Origin of the sequence: Paenibacillus lignilyticus (assembly GCF_017942085.1) — a bacterium.
GTDB classification, from domain to species: domain Bacteria; phylum Bacillota; class Bacilli; order Paenibacillales; family Paenibacillaceae; genus Paenibacillus_Z; species Paenibacillus_Z lignilyticus.
This window is the reverse complement of record NZ_JAGKSP010000002.1, coordinates 520,331-542,056: the sequence shown is the minus strand read 5'-3', so window position 1 is coordinate 542,056 and position 21,726 is coordinate 520,331. Positions and strand designations below refer to the sequence as shown.

General features: G+C 51.8%; 6 protein-coding genes. All 6 read left to right on the top strand.

Features of this window, described 5'->3' with window-relative positions:
* Nucleotides 1-284: 284 nt before the first annotated feature.
* The 6 genes from I8J30_RS07475 to I8J30_RS07450 all read left to right on the top strand — a co-directional run bounded on the left by I8J30_RS07475 (nt 285) and on the right by I8J30_RS07450 (nt 21,701).
* Nucleotides 285-8,825, top strand: coding sequence for an InlB B-repeat-containing protein (locus I8J30_RS07475; protein WP_210656828.1), 8,541 nt, complete (start codon nt 285-287; stop codon nt 8,823-8,825).
* 303 nt (nt 8,826-9,128) lie between these two features.
* Nucleotides 9,129-9,911, top strand: a complete 783-nt coding sequence (locus tag I8J30_RS07470; protein WP_210656827.1) for a squalene/phytoene synthase family protein — start codon at nt 9,129-9,131, stop codon at nt 9,909-9,911.
* A gap of 300 nt (nt 9,912-10,211) precedes the next feature.
* Entirely contained in the window at nt 10,212-16,178 is a 5,967-nt protein-coding gene (locus I8J30_RS07465) for an InlB B-repeat-containing protein (protein ID WP_210656825.1), read from the top strand.
* Between the two features lie 617 nt (nt 16,179-16,795).
* Nucleotides 16,796-17,986 (top strand): glycoside hydrolase family 88 protein, encoded by a 1,191-nt coding sequence (locus I8J30_RS07460; protein WP_210656823.1) that lies wholly within the window; start codon nt 16,796-16,798, stop codon nt 17,984-17,986.
* A 49-nt stretch (nt 17,987-18,035) separates the two neighbouring features.
* Nucleotides 18,036-19,193, top strand: coding sequence for a right-handed parallel beta-helix repeat-containing protein (locus I8J30_RS07455; protein ID WP_210656821.1), 1,158 nt, complete (start codon nt 18,036-18,038; stop codon nt 19,191-19,193).
* 33 nt (nt 19,194-19,226) lie between these two features.
* Nucleotides 19,227-21,701 carry a glycoside hydrolase family 2 TIM barrel-domain containing protein gene (locus I8J30_RS07450; RefSeq protein ID WP_210656819.1) on the top strand — a complete coding sequence of 825 codons (2,475 nt, stop codon included), beginning with the start codon at nt 19,227-19,229 and terminating at the stop codon, nt 21,699-21,701.
* The last annotated feature ends 25 nt before the right edge of the window (nt 21,702-21,726 follow it).

Below are 21,726 nucleotides of genomic sequence, written 5' to 3'. Positions count from 1 at the left end.
ATGTATCCAGTCGGATTTGGTCGACATTGTATACTCAATTTAGCTTAAAGAAGGGGGAACTGCGGGCCTATTTATGGAGTGTTTTCAAGGCATACCGAAAGTTTAATAGGAAACTTTGTACAATAAGAGAGATTTGCGCGTAATCCACATCTTAGAATTTCACATATGCGAATGTATCTTATTGTTTTTGCTATGTCAATGAAATGCCATAGATATAAGGACCTGAAAATTCAGGAAACTGTGAAGATGAAAAGAAGCAATTAATCGTTAAACGGAGGATCACGATGAAAATGAAATCAAGACAAGCAAAACAAATGCTGTCCGTTATTGCTTTAGGTACGCTTCTATTCAACGGTGTACTGCCTCAGAATCTAACGCGCGTACATGCTGCAGACGCAAACGAGCCGGAGCAGCAGCAAAGCACTGGGACATTTAATGCAGATGAAGTAAATCGCATTCTGGCCAGTCTGACCCCCGAGCAGAAAGCAAGCATTAACAAACTGACCGGAGCGGACATGGCACAGAAAATCCATGTGGATCCAAAGGATTTGCGCAGCTCCAAACCTATTAACGTTATCGTGCAATTCAAAGTGGATCCGGCTAAGATCCAAATCATCAAGCAATCGTTGGCGAACGGCGGTGCTGGGGTAAACGGTACAGCATTTACGAATGATTACGCCGATGCGCAACAAAAAGTGAAAGATTCGCACGCTAGATTTAAAAGCTTTGTGACTACGCAGCCTGCCCAATCAATCGTTGGCGGTAAATCTGTCAACACGAGCATGAGAATTACTAGAGAATATTCTGAGGCGTTTAACGGTGTATCTCTATCTTTGCCTGCAAGTGAAGTGAATAAACTTGCCGATAATTCGGAAGTTGCTTCCGTTTGGTCTGTTGTACAATTCGATGTACCTAAACAAAGCTCAGCATCCGCTGCAGATACAAGCGGTTCTGTCGGCAATCCTACTTCGGCGCTGACTTGGATGGGCATTGATAAGCTTCAAGCCGCAGGCCATACAGGTATGATTGAATCAGGTCCTCGTAAGGGTGAAAGAATTAAGGTCGGTGTCTTGGATACCGGGATTGATTATAATCATCCTGATTTAAAGGCCGTTTATAAAGGCGGACATGACTTTGTTAATAATATAGTCGATGTTTCCGGTAATGTAACTTTCGTGGATGACCTTGACCCGATGGAAACCACTTATCGGGATTGGCTGGCTGCAAAGGAGCAACCGAATCCACTTGTAAGTCCTACAGCGAACTATAAGGACTACATAACGGAACATGGTACGCATGTATCGGGGACAATTGCCGCGAATACGACAACGAATAATGCTGTCTATTCTGCGAACGGCGTCGCACCGAAGGTTGATCTTTACGGGTACCGCGTATTAGGTCCAGGTGGAAGCGGTTCCTCGGACGGGGTATTGAATGGGATTGATCAAGCCGCTAAGGATCATATGGATATCATCAATCTTTCACTAGGAAATACAGTGAACGATCCTATGTATCCGACAAGCATTGCCATTACCAATGCTACAATCGAGGGTGTTGTTTGTGCAATTGCAGCAGGTAATGCAGGTCCTGGTCAAGCTACTGTTGGCTCGCCGGGAACTTCACCGCTTGCAATAACCGTCGGTGCCAGTACGATTCCGGAAAACATTCCGGTCATGACCCTCAAGAACGGCACAAAGTCTTATCAGGCTCGTTTATTTGGAAGAAGCTTCATCCAAAGCGATGATCAATATAAAGGACAGACACTTCCAATTGTTGATGTCGGTCTAGGTACTATGGATGACTATAGTGGAAAAGAGATGTCCGGTAAAATCGCCCTTGTTAAACGCGGCGGCGAATATATGCAGACCAAAATCGCGACTGCTCATCGCGCAGGCGCAGCGGGTATGATTATCTGGGATCATATTGATGATGCCGATACAGAAGGTTATATTCCGAATTACTTAGGCCTGAGTATGGATTATGCGTATTCCGTTTCCTTGACGCGAGTCCAAGGGGAAGCACTTGCGAAAGCAATTGCAGCTGATCCCGATCATGCCACCATTACGTTCCCGGCTGCTCTGGACGCGCCGCTCGTAAAGAATGGGGACGAATTGGCAAGCTTTAGCTCAACGGGACCCGTGAAGGATTGGACAATTAAGCCGGACATCGTCGCTCCCGGCGTTGACATTCTGTCTACAGCTCCATTCGACGTTTATGAGCCGCAAGACACAGGTACGCCTGATTATACGAATCAGTATATGCAAATGTCCGGTACTTCCATGGCTACACCTCATGTAGCGGGGATTGCGGCATTGGTTCTGGCAGCTCATCCTGATTACAGTCCTGCCGACGTTAAGACGGCATTAATGAATACAGCAAAGGATATGAATACCGCTTCGAAGACTTATAGCGTGTATCAAGTAGGTGCTGGCGTTGTCGATCCTGCTCGCGCTATTGGGGCTAACATTAATATTCAAGTGCTGGAAAAAACCTCTACGTATGATACCCCTACGGATTATACGACTATCCATCAAGTGGATAATCTGACGGGCAGTCTTTTCTTCGGCTTTAAAGGCAGAGGAGAGGGTGCAACGGACGGCTCGGATGACGTGGTCTCATCCAAAGCGTTTAACGTATCGAATAATGGTACAAGCAGCAAAACATTTAAACTCAGTACAGAATTTATTACCACTAAATTTGCGCTTTCGCACCCTGTTGGTACGGGGACCGGCAATGATGTCAAGATCGATTTCTCTACAGACAACGCACCTGTGACATCCATTACGGTTGGCGGAGGCAGTAAGGTTAAAACAACAGCCCAAATTACGGTTCCTTCAAACGCGATTGATGGCACTTATGAAGGTTATATTCATCTCGTTAATGCCGCTGATTCGTCGGAGTCTTATCGCATTCCCTTTACGGTGACCGTAGCCGAAAAAGGAATCGATATGAGTGTAGACATAAAAGCATTTACACTTCCTTTCTCCATTACAGGAAACTGGAACCCGGATACAAACGGATCCGGAGGTACGTACTATTCCTTCTCTGTTAATAGTGCAATGGACAGCATGTACCTGGTATTGAAAGATAAGAACGGTAAATATTTAGGTGTCGTTCAAAATGCTGCGAGTATCGGCGGCGTAGGTCCGGGTGTCATTTATGGTCCTCTACCTATGCTTCTGGGAGGCGCATATCTTCCATTTACTAAGCCTTATGACGGATCATCACTAGATCAGTCCGGAATAGCAGCCAAACCGGCGATCATTACGGAAGGCTCTTATTCCGTGGAGATGATTGCTACTGACACAGCTGGCAAACGTTACAGAGCAGAAGATACGCTGTACGTGGATTTGACAGCGCCTACGATCGCCATGGACAGTGATTCAAAGCCGGGGATTTATGAAATCGATCCGACAGGCTATCAGCCTGGGCAAGAGATTCAAGGTTTCTATGGTACCGTATATGATAATAACATCGACATTATGAAGAATAATGGTGAAACTTCGGTTAGAAGTCCAGAGGATAATCGAACACCTGTGCCGGTAGATCAAGGCTTAAATGCAGTATGGGGTTACCAAGATGGTTATTGGCCAACTGTAATCTTCAAGACGGATTCGAAAGGTCGTTTCCATTTTGGAGTTTCTCCAGAGGACATCACGCCAGAAGGCACTAACTTCTGGGTTTACCCAAGCGACTATGCCGGGGCGGCTGATACGGATTCCACCTCGCAGCAGTATTATTTCATCAAAAAGGGCTCGCCTTATGTAACGGTTACATCTGCCGGAAACACAGATACTGTGTATCAGGATAAGACGGTAATGGATGCCAATAAACCATTCAAGGTTACCATCGCTTTGAAGCATGGTATTGGCATGACAGGCGGTAATTTTATGTTAAATAGTAATCTTTATTCATTTGCCAATATCAAACTTACAGATGAATATAAAAACTATTTAAGCAGCAAAGGTATTGACCCTTCAACTGTTGGATTAACAGTAAGCCAGCCGTATAGACATTCACAATATGCGGGTCTGACCACTGACGTTACGATATCAGGAATTAGTGACGCTGGCGCCCTTGATCGGGATATGAACATCGTAGATTTGGATGCAACGTATACAAACGCTGGCCCGATTTCTGGCCCATGGAAATTCAACGTCTACAATACATTCTTTACGATGTCAGGTACAGAGTCGAGGGTTCCGGCTTTCACAACAAATGTACCTTATTTGCGACAGACTCAAGCTATGATTACAGGCGGTTTGTTTGCTGAATCGTTCAGACAGAATACGCTTAGCGGACAGTTCACAAACATTACGACCGATTCAGGCGCAAAGGTGAAGGTTACCAGTCAAGATGGCAAATCGTATGTAACCGATAATCCTACATCCACAAACAATGCAATTCAATATTTGGGTAATATGACCGGTACTTATGCCGTTACAATGGATGTAAGTGATAAACCATACTCCGTCGAGCTTTCCATGCCGGGACATTTTAAGGGATACCTTAAAACCCCTGTAGTTGCTTCAACAAAGTATGGTTATCTAACGGGAGAATACAAGGATATCCCTTCTAGTCAAACGCCTTCATTATTAGCCGGAGATGTTAATGGCGATAATGTGATTGACATGAAGGATCTCATTGCAGAAATCCAGACGTATTTAAACTACAAAGACCTGATCGCTGCAAATAACCCAGTAAAAGTAAATCAAACATCTAAAATGAATTTCCTAAATAACAATAGAAATTTTGATGTTTCCTGGAAAAATCCGTTATCTTCCAGTGCTGCAATCGACTATTATGACTTCTATTTCATCTTCAAAAACTTTGGTCAAGTGAATCAGAATGCAGTTGATTTCGGTGTAATCCCTACTGCCCCTACTCCGCAGCTTTTGGTGGAACAAGCTGCTACCATTTCAAAGCTGTATGGGGGTAGCATTGACTTAAACGCTGGAGACGGCATGAAAGAAGTAATGGCTAAACTCGGTTTCGCAGGTCCACTGCAAACAACGTCAGTTACGACACTTCCAAAGTTAAGTGACTTGCAAAGTGGTGCGACCATAACATTAATACCCAATAACAGTGTATTTCTGGATGACGTTATTTGGAGAACCAGCATTACGAAGATCCTTCTAGGTTCAATAGACGTAACCGATAAAGTAATAATCACTGCAGGGTACAATTATTTCGATCCAATTAAGGGTTTGACTTTTGTGCCGTCTAAGATTACTTTACCAGGTTCACTCTTCCCAGCAGCCGGTAATTATGCTGTCAAAATCCAGGCCGCAGGGTATACAGATGTAACGACTAGCTTCTCGATTGGCGCTGCACCGATTCCGACGCCTACGATTCCGTTAGTCACCGATCCGGCCAAAGCGCATGTAGGTAAAGATTTAACACTTACATTTACGGAAGATGCGAGTGGTGAAGATTGGCGCAGCGGTATCAATAAAGTCGTGGTGAAAACAAGAGACTACCCAACCGGTATAGACATCACCGATTTGTTGGATGGCAGCGGTCATAAATATTACGACATCAGCCAGCCCGGGCAAATTACGTTTAAGGCAGATCTCTTTAAGACCAATGCATCACCTGTCGTTGCAGCTTCGGCAATAGCTCCAGGCGGAGCCAATTATTTGCCTCAGCTGTATATGTTTGAATTCAGTTCAACAGGTGCCACCACGGGTACAATTTACCCTCTTAAAACGGTAGGCTCTGATCCGTCAGGGATATATGGTGCTATGCAAGCCGTTGGATACGGCCTTACATTTGACAGTCAGGGCGGAGCTCCGGTTCAACCCATTGCCGTTGGAATTAATCCTGCGAAGAGCAGAAACGGAACTAACCTTGTATCAAACTCAACGTTGAAAAATCCTTCAACAACAAGACCCGGATATAACTTTATGGGCTGGTATAGCGATCCGGCACTTACGAAGAACTGGGATGCAGGCAGCAATATTAGCTCGGACATTACCCTTTATGGCAAATGGCAAATGAATTTCACTCAAAACTATGCTCTTGTTGATAAAGCGAAGCAAGATGGCCTAAAGTTCGACGGGACGAATGGCGCCGTCAGCGGGAGAGGTTGGGTGCTTGGCGAAGGGAATCTGGATATTGGCATTGCGGATTATGCTGCTAATATTCCTTGGCTAACGAGCAAGGCGAGTATTCAAAAAATTGAAGCCTCCTTCTACAAGATCAAGAGTGATGGCGCAACTGAATCGACACTTACAACGTATACGCTAGATCGAAGCACGTATGACTTTGTAACGAATGGTACTGCTGGCAAGCTGACCTTTACGACTGCAACAGCAGCAGCAGCGGCTCTAGCTGGACAAACAAGTCTGGGTCAAAAGTTTGCGTTTAGCGAAGCGCCAAGTCTCCTTGGCGGAAGTCCGTATAGCGGTTACCAGCTGAAGGTTACAGCAATCGACGGTACGACGACTTTGTTGATCAATGATGTCAAGCTGGGTTATAGACGTCATATTGACCTTAACGGCGGTGCGTTAAAGAGTCCTAATGACACCTACTTCTGGGATACACTTGTAAACGGCAAAGCCAGCATCCCTAATATGACAACAGTAGTTGACGCCGTTACGGGGAACGTTACATCAGGCCCATTATTACATGTAACCAATGGAGGTCTTTCTGTAAGTCCATTGCTTTATCTGGATGCAGCAAGCTCAATCGGGAATACGTTTAACGGCAATGCAGCACTGACAGATAATGCCGTGTTATATCTAAGCTGGACGAAAACGCCGCCAACAGTTCTTAAACAAGTCTTTGGGAACACGGTCGGCAGCGATATTAGTCTGCATTTCACCGATGACGGATTATGGAAGAGCAATATTAGTAAAGTTATGATCGGTTCTAAAGTATTGGTTCGTGATACAGACTACACGATCTCCGCCGATGCAATCACGCTTAACCATTCCCTGTTTACAGCTGGGCAAAAGGTGAATGTAGTGATTCAATCGGAAGGTTATGCAGATGCAATCGTTACGGATCAAGTTATCGGTTATTTGGTAAACTTCGAGTCCAATGGCGGTGATCCCATCGCACCTCAAATTGTAACAAGAAGCGTAACAAGACCGGTTGATCCGATCAAGGTCGAGTATAGGTTTGCCGGTTGGTATGCGGATCAAGACTTAACAATGCCATTTGATTTTGCAAGTATTGTGACGAAACCAATGACTCTGTATGCCAAATATGCTTTAGCCACATCGATTGTTTCACCGGATGATTGGGATAACGCCGTGGGTAACGACATTACCCTTGAATTCAGCGACTCGGATTGGGCAAACGCAATTACAAGCATCATTGTTGGTGGTACTCCTGTAGATAGCTCGACTTATAGAGTAGATCCTGCTGCAGGTACGATCACGTTGGATAAGAGTCTCTTCACGAAAGCAGCAGCTTTCAGTATCACGATCAGCGCTGCCGGTTATGCCGATGTTTCACTTATCCAAGAAGTCATTAACGGATATCAAGTACATTTCGTACTTCCGGCCGATGTTCCGTTTGGCGGAGTCCAAGATCAAATCGTATCCCGCAGAATCACGCAACCGGAAGTTTACGGTTATGATTTGGTGTGGTACGCAGATGAGGCTCTTGCTAATCCTTGGGATTTCACAAGCTCCATCTATTCGGATCGTACGCTTTATGGAACATGGACGCTCCATAAATTCAACGTGACAATCGATACACAAGACGGAGGTTTAGTTGATACTCTGGCAGTAGATTACAACACTGTTATCACAGAGCCAACAACTCCGGCGAGAGAGGGTTATACGTTCGGAGGTTGGTATCAGGATGCTGCGGGTACACTTCCATGGGACTTTGCAACGAATATAGTAACAGCAGATACAACGTTATACGTGAAATGGCTAACCAATAGCTACAATGTTAGCTTTGACAGCCAGGGTGGCAGTGAAGTGGCAAGTATTCCAGTGGAATATAACACTACAGTTACTGAACCAACAGCGCCGACAAAAGACGGTTATACTTTCACTGGTTGGTATCAGGATGCTGAAGGTACACTTCCATGGGATTTTGCAACGGATACAGTAACAGCGGATACTACTTTATTCGCAAAATGGACTTACATTCCAGTTAACAGTAACACAGGCGGTGGAGGCGAAACTCCATCGGAATCGGAACCGGAAACAAAACCAGAAACAAAACCAGAACCAACGCCGGAAAAACCGGTATTGAAGGCTGACATTGTCGATGTGGCAAAACTCGTAGAAGCAATCAAAACCAATCTTGCAACCGCTCCTGCGATCACATTCACTGACGAAGCTCCTACAAGCTGGAGCGCGAACGCTGTAGCATTGGCTACGCAGATCGGCTTCGTATCCGGTTATACGGACGGTACGTTCCATCCTAATGCTTCTGTCACACGCGCAGAATTCGCAACTATGCTTGTAAAGGCTCTAGGCATCACGGCCAAAGGTTCTGATAACTTTGCGGATGCGGAAGGAAATTGGGCGGCAAGCGCAATTGCAGCTCTGAAATCTAACGGCATCATTAACGGTTACGCTGACGGAAGCTTTAAGCCGAACAACGAGATTTCCCGTGCAGAAATTGTTGCTATTCTTTCGAAGGTGATGAACCTCAGCCCTGTAACAGGCGCATCGAAGTTCCATGACATTGAAGGAAGCTGGGCAGAAGAGCCTATCAACCAATTGGCCAATGCGGGAATTATCGGCGGTAAGGGAGACGGTAAATTTGATCCGAATTCCACGGCATCCCGCGCTGAGTCGGTAACGATGATCCTTCGTGCGCTGAACGTAAATCTTGATCTGGGTTTGGAATTGTAAAAAAATGAAAAGTTTGGGCTGTCTCAAAGACAGCTCCCAAGTATGCGAAAGCCCCCGATTCATTCGGGGGCATTTTTGCGCATGAAAATGCTCAGCTGCAGATGACAAGTAATGCCTTCTACACTACTAAAGCTTCCTGCTTCTTCCTGCTTCTTCCTGCTTCTTCCTACCATACTGCTGCTTCTACCATATCGCCTGCGTTCTCCGCAACCTTTATAATAGGATTGTGTTATTATGATATAAGTTACTTTAATGCAATGCTTGGAGGGAATTATCATTAATAACGATGTCTTGAATGATGCAATGACCATGTTGAAAAAAACGAGCCGCACTTTTTACATTCCCATAAGCCACATGGAGTTTGGGTTGAAGGAGGCTGTGACATCTGCTTATCTGTGTATGCGGGCAATAGATGAAATAGAGGATCACGAAGAACTCTCCGACAAATTGAAAGTGGAACTATTACTTGGAGTACACGATGCATTCCAAACCGCACATATTACTGAAGCCATACGAAAATTATTATCGCCGTATCGGGCAGTATTACCAGCAGTTACGATGCAACTCGATGAGTGGGTGGCTCTATGTCCTTCCTCAGGAGCACCCATCGTAAATCGTTATATCGCAAAGATGGCTTTACAAATGTCCGAATGGGTTCAGAACGGGTGGAATATTCAATCGGAAGAGGATTTGGATCGTTACACTTATAGCGTGGCCGGTATGGTTGGAGAAATGCTTTCAGAACTTTGGTTATGGCATGACGGTACTCAATCCGATTTAACGAAGGCGGTTGCTTTCGGGCGAGGACTGCAGGCCGTAAATATTCTCCGAAATAGATCGGAGGATATTAAACGTGGGGTGGACTTCTTTCCCGATGGTTGGGGATTCAAGGAGATGCAACAGTATACGCGCCGCAATTTACAACAAGCCGATTCTTACGTCGCAGACTTGAAAGACGGTCCGGCGTCGAAATTTTGTAAAATACCTTTAGCATTAGCTCATGCTACAGTAAACCTCATTTCTACCGGCGGAAGCAAATTAACAAGAGATACAGTATTAAAAATCGTGAGCCGTGTGACTGGTTAATAGAACGAAATAGCGATCGCATGAGAAGTCGGTAAACGCCGGCTTCTTTTTTTATATAAAATCAGGCCGCAGATGGTTATGCCTCTAATTTCCGTAAAGCTATTAAAAGTAAACGAAAGGCAATGAAATACAATATATACCATCAATAGAGTGTGTTACCTTATACGCATCGGGCTCGTCATCGAGAGCGAGGAAGGAGGGATATTCGCAGGTTTCCGGCCCGGATCTACAGTTCATCCACTTGGAACAAGAGCACTTTGTCCGACACACTTGGGACCACCATTTCAATAAGGGGGAACAATGATGAAACGAAGGCTATTGGCAGTTATGATTATTGTAGTCATGATGTTGACGAGCATCCCGATTCCGGCTTTTGCGGGCACCGCGGCGGGGATCGACGTATCCGTGACTGCGGATAAAACATCCGTGGAACCGGGCGAAACGGTAACCTATACGGTCACCGCTTCCAATAACGGCAGCAAGGGAACGTACAACAATATCAGCATTGTCGCGGGAGAGAACACCTGGGCCATCAAACAGATCAAGAAAGGCAATTCTCAAACCTTTACATTTAATGCCGCATATAACGAGCCGGGTGAATACACGCTAATAAGCAAAGCGCAGGACAAAAAAGGCGGCCTGATCTCCCAGTCCGGCCCTCTGACCGTTAAGGTGGCGAACGCTGTCGCCGACGACGGATGGATTACCATTGGCGACACGGAGATCGTAGGCGTGGACAGATCCTGGCTGGGCGAAAAAGGTCAGGATACGACCCCGGGCAACCCGTATCTGCTGTTCCGCGGATACGAGACCTATAAGGACTTCACGACCTTTGAGCAGATCAGCGCAGCGAGTCCGTCCGGCTATTGGCCCATACTTACCCAAGAGGACAAGCTGATCCCGAACGGCAATACCGACAAGGTCTGGAGATCGGGAGCCGGAGGAGCATGGGACACGAACAGAGTCCTCGAGATCGAGCTTAAACAGCGGCATGATCTTGAGGAGATCTGGTTCTTTGACGGCGGAGCGTACCGCCCATCGGCATATTGGAACTTTACGGATCCGGCTAACCCTGTTCCCGACGTCCCGAACGATCCTGATGGCGTGGGCAGCAAGTGGGAGGTCATCGGCGGATCTATCAATGTCTACGGCTATCTGGAAGACGCGCAGAGGTATGAGCTGCTGTTTTCCTATGATATGAACAACGATGACAGCTGGGTGCAGGTAGACCTCAGCGATCTCAGCGATTTCGCCAACCATACCAGCCTCACGTACGATGAAATCAAGAGAGTCTCGAAAATCAAAATCGAGAAGGTGAGCGAGGATAAATACCACTGGTGGGAAGGCGCCGACGTATACAGAAACTTCGATACGGACGTAAACCTTTCGAGCTTCGTCATGGTCGGCAAGCCCATCACCCGCAGCAAGGTGGCGGCGGTGCAGAGGTCTTGGCTGGGCAACGACGGCAAGGCTGAAGGCGACGGATCGCCTTACCTGCTGTTCGACGGATACGAGAACTACAAGGACTTCACGACGATTGAGCAGATCAGCGCAGCGAGTCCGTCCGGCTACCGGCCCGTGCTCAGCGACGAAGAGAAAGCGCTTCCGACCAACGACAGCGTATGGAGAACGGGCGAGGGCGGCAGCAACAAGCTAGAGATCGCACTCAATCAGAAGCATACGCTTCAGGAAATCTGGTTCTTTGACGGCGCGGAGTACGGCCCCACATCAGACGCCATAGCGGATCAGACCAGCGAGTGGCAGGTCGCCGGCGGTTCTGTCAAGGTGTCCGCCTATGTGGGGGACCATTATGTGGAGCTGTTCACCTACGCGATGAACAACGACGACAGCTGGGTGCGAATGGACCTCGCCAGCCCCGCCGGCTTCGGCGGAGGCTACAACTACGATGAGATTAAGAACGCCTCGAAACTCAAAATCGAAAAGCTGAGCGGAGGTACGTACAAATACGTTAATTTCGCGGACGATACGATTACGGTCGACCGCGACGTCAACCTTTCCGAGTTTGTTATTCTCGGCTTGCCGCTTGAACCGTTGATCGTGGATACCGGCAAAAGGGATATCGTCCCTATAGACTGGGACAAAGAACCTCAGACGGTACCCGAATTCAACATTGACTTCGGTACGTTTGTCGGCACCAACAGCTTCTTTAATGACCCCGACCTTGGTGGCAACGTCGTACCGGTCAGCGGAACGACGAGGGAATACCATACTTGGGCCTGGACGGAATATATGGTCGGAAACGACTCGGGCGCCGGCGACAACGATCCGCGTATGATCGACGATCCGGAAAAGCCGATGGTCGCGTTCGTCAACACCTGGGGCGCTTTTGACGCTTTCTACAGAAATATGAAGGCCGCCGGCGCATTGGTATATCTGTGCCTGCAGAACCTGCATGTCGGAGACGCGGAAAGAACGGATCCCGCGTACAACATGCCCAATTACCAGGGCGATGGGGACAGAGAGAATCCCGATTCCTATCTGGGCCACGCCATGAGCTTATGGCAGCATGCGGCTAGATACGGTAGCGCCAAGAGCACGGAAGAGGGCGGCACCATCGATCCGGATCTGGTGCACGTCGCCCCCGGCACCTCCAAGGAAATCGGGTTGAACCTGATCGAGACCTATGAGAACGGCAACGAATTGAACCTCAAGGGCGTGAGCGGCTATGAGTTCGCGGCGATGACCAGCGCGGACTACGACGGCCATATGAACGCCATGAAGTCGTGGATACACGATACGGACATCGATGTTAAGTCCCGGAGCGGGAATTACATCTACACCGAAGAAGCCACCGGAAAGCCTTACTCCGGCGTGGGCATCAAGAATGCCGACCCCAATGCCAAGCTGTCCATAGCGGGCGTGGGCGGCCTCGACCTCAAGTTCCTGGAAGAGATGACAGAGTGGTTCCTGACCTACAGAACCGCGGACGATTACCTGGATATCAACTATGTCTTCGAGGGGAGTTCGTACTTCAGGAAACACGATACCGAGAAGAACAAGCCCTACACCAGAGAGGAAGCCCTGTTGGGAGAGGAAAATCCCGAGGAACCGGAAAACTTCCTGTACAGGTTCGAGCAGTTCCCGGTAGACGTACTGAACGTGCACCACTACACCCCCGACTCCAAAGACGTCGCGAACGGCAGGGCGATCGGCGGCGTGGCGCCGGAGGAAGACCAGTGGACCAACCAGACGTGGAACCAGGACGTTCCCCTTGAGTACGGCATGAAGTGGGTCATGAATCTTCGCGCGCTGTATTATCCCAACGCCGAGGTGTGGATTTCCGAGCTGGGCTGGGACAGCGCCCAAGGCACGGCGACTACCGCCAAAGCGAATCAGACTTATTATCCCGGCGTCAATGCCGAGCTCGAATTGAATCCGGCTCTTTATCCCAGCTTCGCCGGTAAGGACAATCCGGCAACTTTGCAAAACGTAGTCGGCGGTTTTGAGATTCAGGGCCGCTGGATGGTTAGGGAATTCCTCCTCCTTGCGTCCTGGGGCGTGGATCGTGCCCAGCAGTTCATGCTGCGCGGTTCAGGAACGGGTACCGCCGGTAAATTCAATACCAGCGGGTATCTGGATACTCAAAACGTGTTGGGCGAGGGTCCGAACGCCAAGAAACCCGCATGGTACTATGTCACGGCCATGCGCAACTGGCTGGGCGATATGCGCTTTGAGAAGGAAGTGGAGACTCCGACTTATACCAAAAAAGTAGAACCATGGGATACATCGGGCAACGCCTTCTCCAATAACAATACCACGCCCGAAAACGCGCTGAACGTCCTGCAGTTCGGCTTCGAAGACGAGAACGCCGGGAAAGTCGAGCAAGACAAGAATAACGGCAAGGGCTACGCGCTCTGGCTGGGAACCTCCAAGGGCGATGTGGACGGCAACTTTGTCGATTACGAACTTGACCTTTCCGCACTACCTATGGATGATATCGAGGACGTTAAGCTGGTCGAGCTGGTGCGAAATAGTGAGACCGGTTCCTCGACATCCATAAAGTCTCAGCTATCTGACGGAAAGGTGACCGTAAGAGTCACTGAAAAGCCGGTGTTCGTCATGGTGACCACGGGGGATAATCCGGAGCCTGCGGCGCACAACGTTACGATCGGCCAGATGGAGAACGGAAACGTCACATCTGATAAAGCTCAGGCGATAGAAGGCGAGCTGGTCACCCTCACTGTTGCTCCGGAACCCGAATACAAAATGCAGCTTGGCTCGCTCAAGATCAACGGCAGCGCTGCCGGCCTGACCAGTCTCGGCAATAACAAGTACCTGTTCGCCATGCCGGGCGAGGACGCCGCCGTGACGGTTTCGTTCGTCGAGATCGTGGCCGACGACGGATATGCCGTCCTGTATGACGAGAATTTCGACGCCAGAGACAGTGTCGGCGGAGGAGCTTGGGCCGGCGACAGAGCAGCGATTGTCGCCCGTCCGCAGGGTGACGAGGGCAACAAGGCGGTTGGAATTACGCAGGGCGCCGGCAATAACCTGTATCAATTACCCGGAATCTCCTTTGAGTCAGGCGTCGACTATACCCTTGAATATGACTTTAGGGGTGACAGCGGAATCGACGGAACCAGTTTTTATTTTAACGACAGCCAAAGGCTTTTCGACGGCGACGCCCCGGTGGACGGCATGATGAATGTGCGTTCGGCCAGCACCTGGAGCGCGAAGACGTATACCCAAAACGAGTGGCATCATTTCAAATTGCAGTTTAGGCACGACGGCGTGAAATGGTCATTTACGCTTTACATCGACAACGTCCTTATGGCTAACGGCCCCGTCGCTAACGCTACCGCTATCGGGAGCCAGACGGTGAAGCTGAAGAACGGCTACCTTAGCGATGAAGGCGGCAAAGCGTACTATGACAACTTCCTCCTCTATCGGGGGCAGCAGGAGGGCGTGAAGACGCCGCACGGCATAACCGTCCCCGGCGCGATCACCGGAGGGTCGGTCACCGCGGACAAGGCAACCGCTGCCGAAGGCGAAACGTTCACCTTGACCATAGCCCCGGACGACGGCTATGCGCTTTCCTGGCTCAAGATCAACAACGTGGAGCAGACGATAACCGGCGGCAGCCACGTATTCCTCATGCCCGATGAGGACGCCGTCGTAACCGCAGCGTTTGAGGAGCATGAGGTTCCATTCGCCGTCCTGTATGAAGAAAACTACGACTCGCGCAATGCTCCCGGCGAGGTTCTCGGATGGGCCGGCACCGGCAGCGCGATTGTCGCCGCTCCGGGCGGAGCGGGCGGCAAAGCGCTTGAGATCACTCAAACCGACGGCAATAGCTTGTATCAATTCCCCGCGATCGCGTTTGAGCCCGGGATCGACTACACCTTGGAATATGACTTTAGGGGCAGCGGCACGAGCACCGGAAACGCGCTCTATCTCGGGTGGAGCGAGAGATTTTACGACAGCGACGGCGGCAGCGATTCGAGCAAGCTGCATCTGCGCATGTGGCAGAGTTGGCTCACAAAGCCGTATACGAAAGACGAGTGGCACCATTTCAAAGCGGAGTTTAACCACAACGGCGCGAAGTGGAGCGTAAGACTCTTCCTGGATGGCGCGCTCGTAGACGAAAACGACGTAAATGGCGCGGTTTCTCTCAACCAGCAGCTGATGTTGAAGGTCGGCGGGGCCGGCGGTAAAAACTACTTTGATAACGTCGAGCTCTATCAAGGCGAAAAGCCGGTAACTGTCCTGCTTGAGGAAAATTTTGACTCGCGCAGCGCTCCCGGCGAGGTTATCGGATGGGCAGGCACCGGAAGCGCGATTGTCGCCGCACCGGGCGGAGTAGGCGGCAAGGCGCTTGAGATCACTCAGACTGACGGCAATAGTATGTATCAATTCCCCGCGTTTACGCTTGGGCCGAATGTCAGCTACACCCTGGAATATGACTTCATGGGCAGCGGCTTAACCACCGGAAACGCACTCTATCTCGGGTGGAGCGCGAGGTTTTATGACAGCGACGGCCCGGCGCAGGGCAGTGATTTGAATCTGCGTCCGTGGAACACTTGGGGGAATGCGTATTATACCAAAGATGCGTGGCATCATTTCAAAGTGGCGTTTACCCACAACGGCACGAAATGGAACTTTACGCTCTATCTGGACAACGTCTCTGTGGCTGCCGGTCCTTGCGATGCGAATGTTACCGGAAGTGTGCAGCTGATGTTAAAGGTCGGCGCGACTGCCGCCGGCGGCACAGGGTACTTTGACAACATCGTCCTCTACCATGACTAGAGTCCGAGCAAACTGTTACATGGGATATTCAAGTCACATAAGGTCGTAAAGGTTAAGGTTCACCTGAAAAAATAACGCGGGCTTGCGATCATCGGGAGGTTTTCTCCCGCGAATACGCAAGCCCGCGTTATGTTTCAAAGCCCACTTTCGCCCTCCCACCATTGGCGAAACCATGGGCTTTTCGAAGCTGAGAGACGGGTATTCCGACTCTCGGCATCTTTTTCCCGCGGTTTCGCCGCTGAGAGTCGGATTTTACGACTCTCGCCCTCCCACGTTGGCGAAACCATGGGCTTTTCGAAGCTGAGAGACGGGTTTTCCGACTCTCGGCGTCTTTTCCCGCGGTTTCGCCGCTGAGAGTCGGATTTTACGACTCTCGCCCTCCCACGTTGGCGAAACCATGGGCGTTTCTCCTTTGAGGATGACGAGATGATCGTCCCTGCGATACATGGTTTTGCGACGCCGAGCCACTGGGTACCCGTTAAAAGGTTATGAAAAGACAGCGATTCTTTAAATATTACTATAAGGTTCGGCAATGCAGTGATTTTATAATAAATACATACGGCAAAGCCGGAGATGTAAGGACAATCTTTCGCAGTCAGGGAAGGAAGGCTGGAAGCATGACGGAGCATAAGTTACACCACGGTTTGAAACGGGATTTGAGCTGGGCGGATGAGGCTTGGAGCCGGGCGGAAGCAAAAATCGGCCGGAGTGCCAGGACGATTGGAGCGGCCTTTCCGAACGGAACGACAAACGGACGATACGTTAAGGGGCTGACGCACGACTGGGTCGCCGGCTTCTGGCCAGGGCTGTTGTGGCTTGCATATCGCGAGAACGGCGATGAGGAGCTGCGGCGTGTCGCCGAAGCGTGCGAGCGTCAGCTCGCGGAGACGCTGCAGACTTACGACCTGCTGCATCACGACGTCGGCTTCATGTTTAGCTTGAGCAGCGTTGCCCAGCATCGTCTGGCTGAGGCGTCAGGGCGCGGGGGAGATTCCGATGCGAAGCGGCATGCGCTCATCGCGGCCAATCTCCTTGCCGGACGGTACAATCCGCAAGGCGAGTTCATTCGCGCCTGGCCGAATTGGGACGAAGAAGATCATACCGGCTGGGCGATCATTGACTGTCTGATGAATTTGCCGCTGCTGTATTGGGCCGGACGCGAGATCAAGGATCCGCGGTATAAGCACATCGCGATCCGGCATGCCGATTCCGTCCTGCGCGATTTTCTTCGTCCGGACGGCTCGGTCTGCCATATTGTCCGCTACGATCCGGATACCGGGGCGCCGATCGAGTCGCTGGCCGGGCAAGGCTACGCCGCGGATTCCGCTTGGGCGCGCGGAGCTTCCTGGGCGCTGTACGGCTTCGCGCTCAGCTATCGGTACACGGGTGAGGCCCGGTATCGCGAAGCCGCGCTGATGGTAGCTCGGTTCTTCGTCTCGCGGCTGCCGGAAGACGCCGTTCCGTACTGGGACTTCTTCCTGTCGGAAGCCGACCGGGAGTCGATGCCGAGAGATTCGTCCGCGGCGGCGATCGCGGCGTCCGGTTTGCTGGAGCTGGCAGACCTTATGGAAGATGGCGGAGGAGCAGGAGTCGAAGATGCCGCTTGGTGCCGGACATCGGCCGAGCGGATCGTCCGGTCGCTGTGCGACCGCTATGCGGACTGGGGCGACGAGCATGAAGGCCTGCTGAGGCATGCAACCGGTTACTACTCGCGCGGTGTATTTGTAGATGAATCACTGATCTATGGCGATTATTTCTTCGTAGAAGCGCTCGCGAAGCTGCGGGGACGCATGGAGCTATTCTGGTAGACGACGATTTAGGAGAGTATATAACGAGGAAACCGAGAGGATGAGAGAGATGGGGCTGAGAGATCCGATGCTGCGCAATCGCACGATCGAAGTGACCGCGGGAGGTTCGCAAAGCGACTATCCGGGTTTTACGTCGATGGCGATTCAGTTGGCGGTAGATGAAGCGACCGGCCGCGGCGGAGGCATCGTGCGGTTGGATAAAGGCGTTTATGACATATACGGACCGATTCGCCTGACGGATCGGGTCACGCTGACCGGCGCCGGACCGGAGACGGTTCTGCGGAAGACGGACGGCTTCAAGAGCCCGTTCATCGTCGACGCCGACTACGGGGAGCTGCGCGTGGAGGTGGCGGATGCCAGCGGCTTCCGCGTAGGGATGGGGCTGCAAATATTCGACGAGTCGCAAAAATGGGGCTGGGACGAAAGCACGGCAACCATTACAGCGGTGGATGGCAATGTGCTGCGCTTCGACCGGCATCTTGAGCGCGATTACCGCACCGACGACGGCGGCATGGCAACGAACGCCTGCCCGATCATCGAGGCGGTGGACGTCGAGCAGGTCCGCGTGCGCGACCTTGCGATCGACGGCAACAAGGCGGCCAACGAGCCGATCGGAGGCTGCCGAGCGGGCGGGATTTATCTGAAGAAGGCACGCGACTGCATGATCGAGCGCGTCTTCGTGCGCGACTTCAATGGCGATGGAATAAGTTGGCAGATTACCGAAAATATCTCGGTGCTGCACTGCGACGTACGCGGCTGCACAGGATCGGGGCTGCATCCCGGCGCCGGCTCGCATTCCTCGCGCGTCAAGGATAATACTTGCGTCGGCAACGGCACGGCGGGGCTGTTCATCTGCTGGCGCGTCCAGTTCGGCGAATTCGAGCGCAACGTGCTGGAACATAACGCCGTGTCGGGAATCTCTATCGGACATAAGGACTCCGACAACCGGTTCGCCGACAACGTCATTCGCGGCAACGGGAATAGCGGCGTCTATTTTCGACCGGAGAAGGCATCCAACGGGGCGAACCGCAACAAGTGGCTCCGCAACGTGATCGAAGACAACGACGGATTCGGATTCTTCGTGAACGCCGGATCCATCGACAATGAACTGAAGGATAATCTTATCCGCGATACGGGAGCGGGCCGGCAGACGGGGGACGTCTGGCTGGCGGATGGCGCAGATCGCTTTCCGGCGAATCGAGAGTAGGCTTGAGAGACCGCGCGAAGGAGTCTATGGAACATGACTAATAGAACAATAGAATCTACCATCTCGTATGTGGAGCGGATGCTTGAAGGCACCGATTACCGCAGCATTGCATCCTTGGAGGAAAATTGGCGCTTCCATGCGGGAGACGCACCGGGCGCGCAAGCGGCCGGCTATGACGACTCGGCTTGGCGGATCGTGCAGCTACCGCACGACGATTCGGCGGAATCGGATTTCGACGCCGCTTATCCGGCGAACGGGTACGTTCGCTCGGGCGTCTTGTGGTACCGATTGCCGTTCGTTTCTCCGCATCGGCATTCAGGCGGCAAACGTTACCTAATGCTCGACGGAGCCGCGATGAACGCCGAGGTGTGGGTGAACGGTCGCTGCCTCGGGACGCATCCCTACGCATATACGCCATTCTGGCATGATCTTACGCCGCATCTTCGCCCCGCCGGGGAGGAGAATGTCCTTGCCGTCAAAGTGGATGCTTCTCTGCAGCCGTTCGGCAGATCCTATCAAGGAAACGGGCTGTTCCGCCGCGTGCAGTTAATTGTCGCCGCCCCCTTGCACATTGACGTATGGGGCGTGGTCGCAAGAACGGAGTCCATCGACTCGGAGGGCGCCTTAATTTCAGTCGCAACGAACATCTCCGTAGGGCGTTATCCCGAGACGAAGTGGAACGCTTTCGTCTGGCAAGGGAAGGGAATGGCGGACAATAACGAAATCAGCAAAAACTGCCGACTGAGAACGACGATCCTTGATTCGGAAGGCTGCGAGGTGGCCGTAGCCGAGGCGGAGACGATCGTGCCGCAGTTCGGCAAACATCGGTTCGAGCAGCGGCTGCGCGTGTTGGAACCCGATCTATGGAGCCCGGACCAGCCGAACCTGTACCGGGTCCGCTCCGTGCTGTTCGTCGAGGACGAGCCGGCGGACGACGTGCTGACCCCGCTTGGCATTCGCACGTTATCGTTTACGGCCGAGGGTTTCGAACTGAACGGAATCGAGACGATAATCAAAGGCGTCTGCTTGCACCAGGACGCGGCGATTTTCGGCGGTGCGGTTCAGACGCGTACTTGGGCGAGCAGGCTGGCCATGCTGAAGGAAGCCGGGTGCAACGCAGTCCGCACGTCGCATCACCCTTTCCAGGCGGAATTTTATCATGCGTGCGACTTCCTCGGCATGATGGTCATGGACGAAGCGTTCGACGAATGGCGGTTAGGCTGGGAACGCGGCTACTCGGATTCGCCGTACGGCAAGAACACCTACGGGTATTCGCTCTACTTCGACCAATGGTACGAGACCGACCTTCGGGCGATGATTAAGCGAGACCGCAACCATCCGAGCGTCGTCATGTGGAGCGTGGGCAACGAGATTCCGGATCTCTACTTCGACGAGGGAATCCCCATTTTGCGCAGATTGGTCGAGATCTGCAAGGAGGAGGACGACACCCGGCCCGTAACCGTATGCGCGGAAGGCAATCACCTGTTGAACTTGCGAGAAGGCATCATGGATTTGGTGGACGTGCCGGGATATAACTATATCGCCAGCCGGGAAGGCGACGCGTACTATGAACGCATTCACGCGGAGCGTCCGGATCTTGCGCTGCTCGGTTCAGAGACGGAATTCGAGCCGGAGCACTGGAAGCGCATTATGCAGCATCGCTACGTCATCGGACAGTTCCTGTGGGTCGGCATCGATTATTTGGGAGAAGGCGCCGACGTGCTCGGCGAAGACTCCGCTTTGGGCAATACGTTCGATATCTCCGCACTCGCAGGAGGCCGACGCGGCTGGGCGTTCGGGCTTATCGATTCGGTCGGCACGGCGCGAGGAGAGTACCACTACCGCCGAAGCATCTGGAGCGAAGAGCCATTCGTTCGGCTTGCCGTCAAGCAACCCGTTCCCGCTGCCGGTGAAGCGTTAGCCTACATGAATTCGCAGTTTCATTGGAACTGGAACGAAGGCGAACGCAAGACGGTATACGCCTTCACCAACTGCGCCGAGGCGGAACTGTTCCTGAACGGACGCTCGCTCGGGGTATTGGCGAAGGATACGGAAGGTTACCGCGCGATTGAACTGGACGTCGATTATGTTCCCGGAACGCTCGTTGCAGTCGGCCTGAGCGAAGGGCAGCGCGTATGCGAGGACCAACTGGTTACCGCAGGAGGCGCGGTACGGCTGAAACTGAGCTGCGACGCCGAACGGTTGACCGCGGACGGAAGGGACTTCGCGGAGTTGCGTATCCTTGTCGTCGACGAGGATGGCCACCTTGTGCCTGACGCCGCACATTCGATTTCCGTCACGGTGCAAGGCAGCGGCAGCCTGCTCGGCGTTTACTCGGCGGACGCGACGAGCAGCGAGAGCTACCGTTCCGCGAGCTGCCGTGCCTACCGCGGAATCGCAGCCGCCGTCGTGCGGGCGGGGCGGGATCCGGGAACGATTGCCATTGAGGCATCGGCTCCGGGGCTGGCTGCCGCGAGCTGGACGTTGCCTTGCATCAAGCCAGATTAGGCTGCGTGCGTTCCGCGAACCGCAT

Excerpts from the sequence above, each read along its gene's own strand:
- I8J30_RS07475 (WP_210656828.1), top strand. The coding sequence starts at position 285 with ATGAAAATGAAATCAAGACAAGCAAAACAAATGCTGTCCGTTATTGCT.
- I8J30_RS07470 (WP_210656827.1), top strand. The coding sequence starts at position 9,129 with ATGACCATGTTGAAAAAAACGAGCCGCACTTTTTACATTCCCATAAGC.
- I8J30_RS07465 (WP_210656825.1), top strand. The coding sequence starts at position 10,212 with ATGATGAAACGAAGGCTATTGGCAGTTATGATTATTGTAGTCATGATG.
- I8J30_RS07460 (WP_210656823.1), top strand. The coding sequence starts at position 16,796 with ATGACGGAGCATAAGTTACACCACGGTTTGAAACGGGATTTGAGCTGG.
- I8J30_RS07455 (WP_210656821.1), top strand. The coding sequence starts at position 18,036 with ATGGGGCTGAGAGATCCGATGCTGCGCAATCGCACGATCGAAGTGACC.
- I8J30_RS07450 (WP_210656819.1), top strand. The coding sequence starts at position 19,227 with ATGACTAATAGAACAATAGAATCTACCATCTCGTATGTGGAGCGGATG.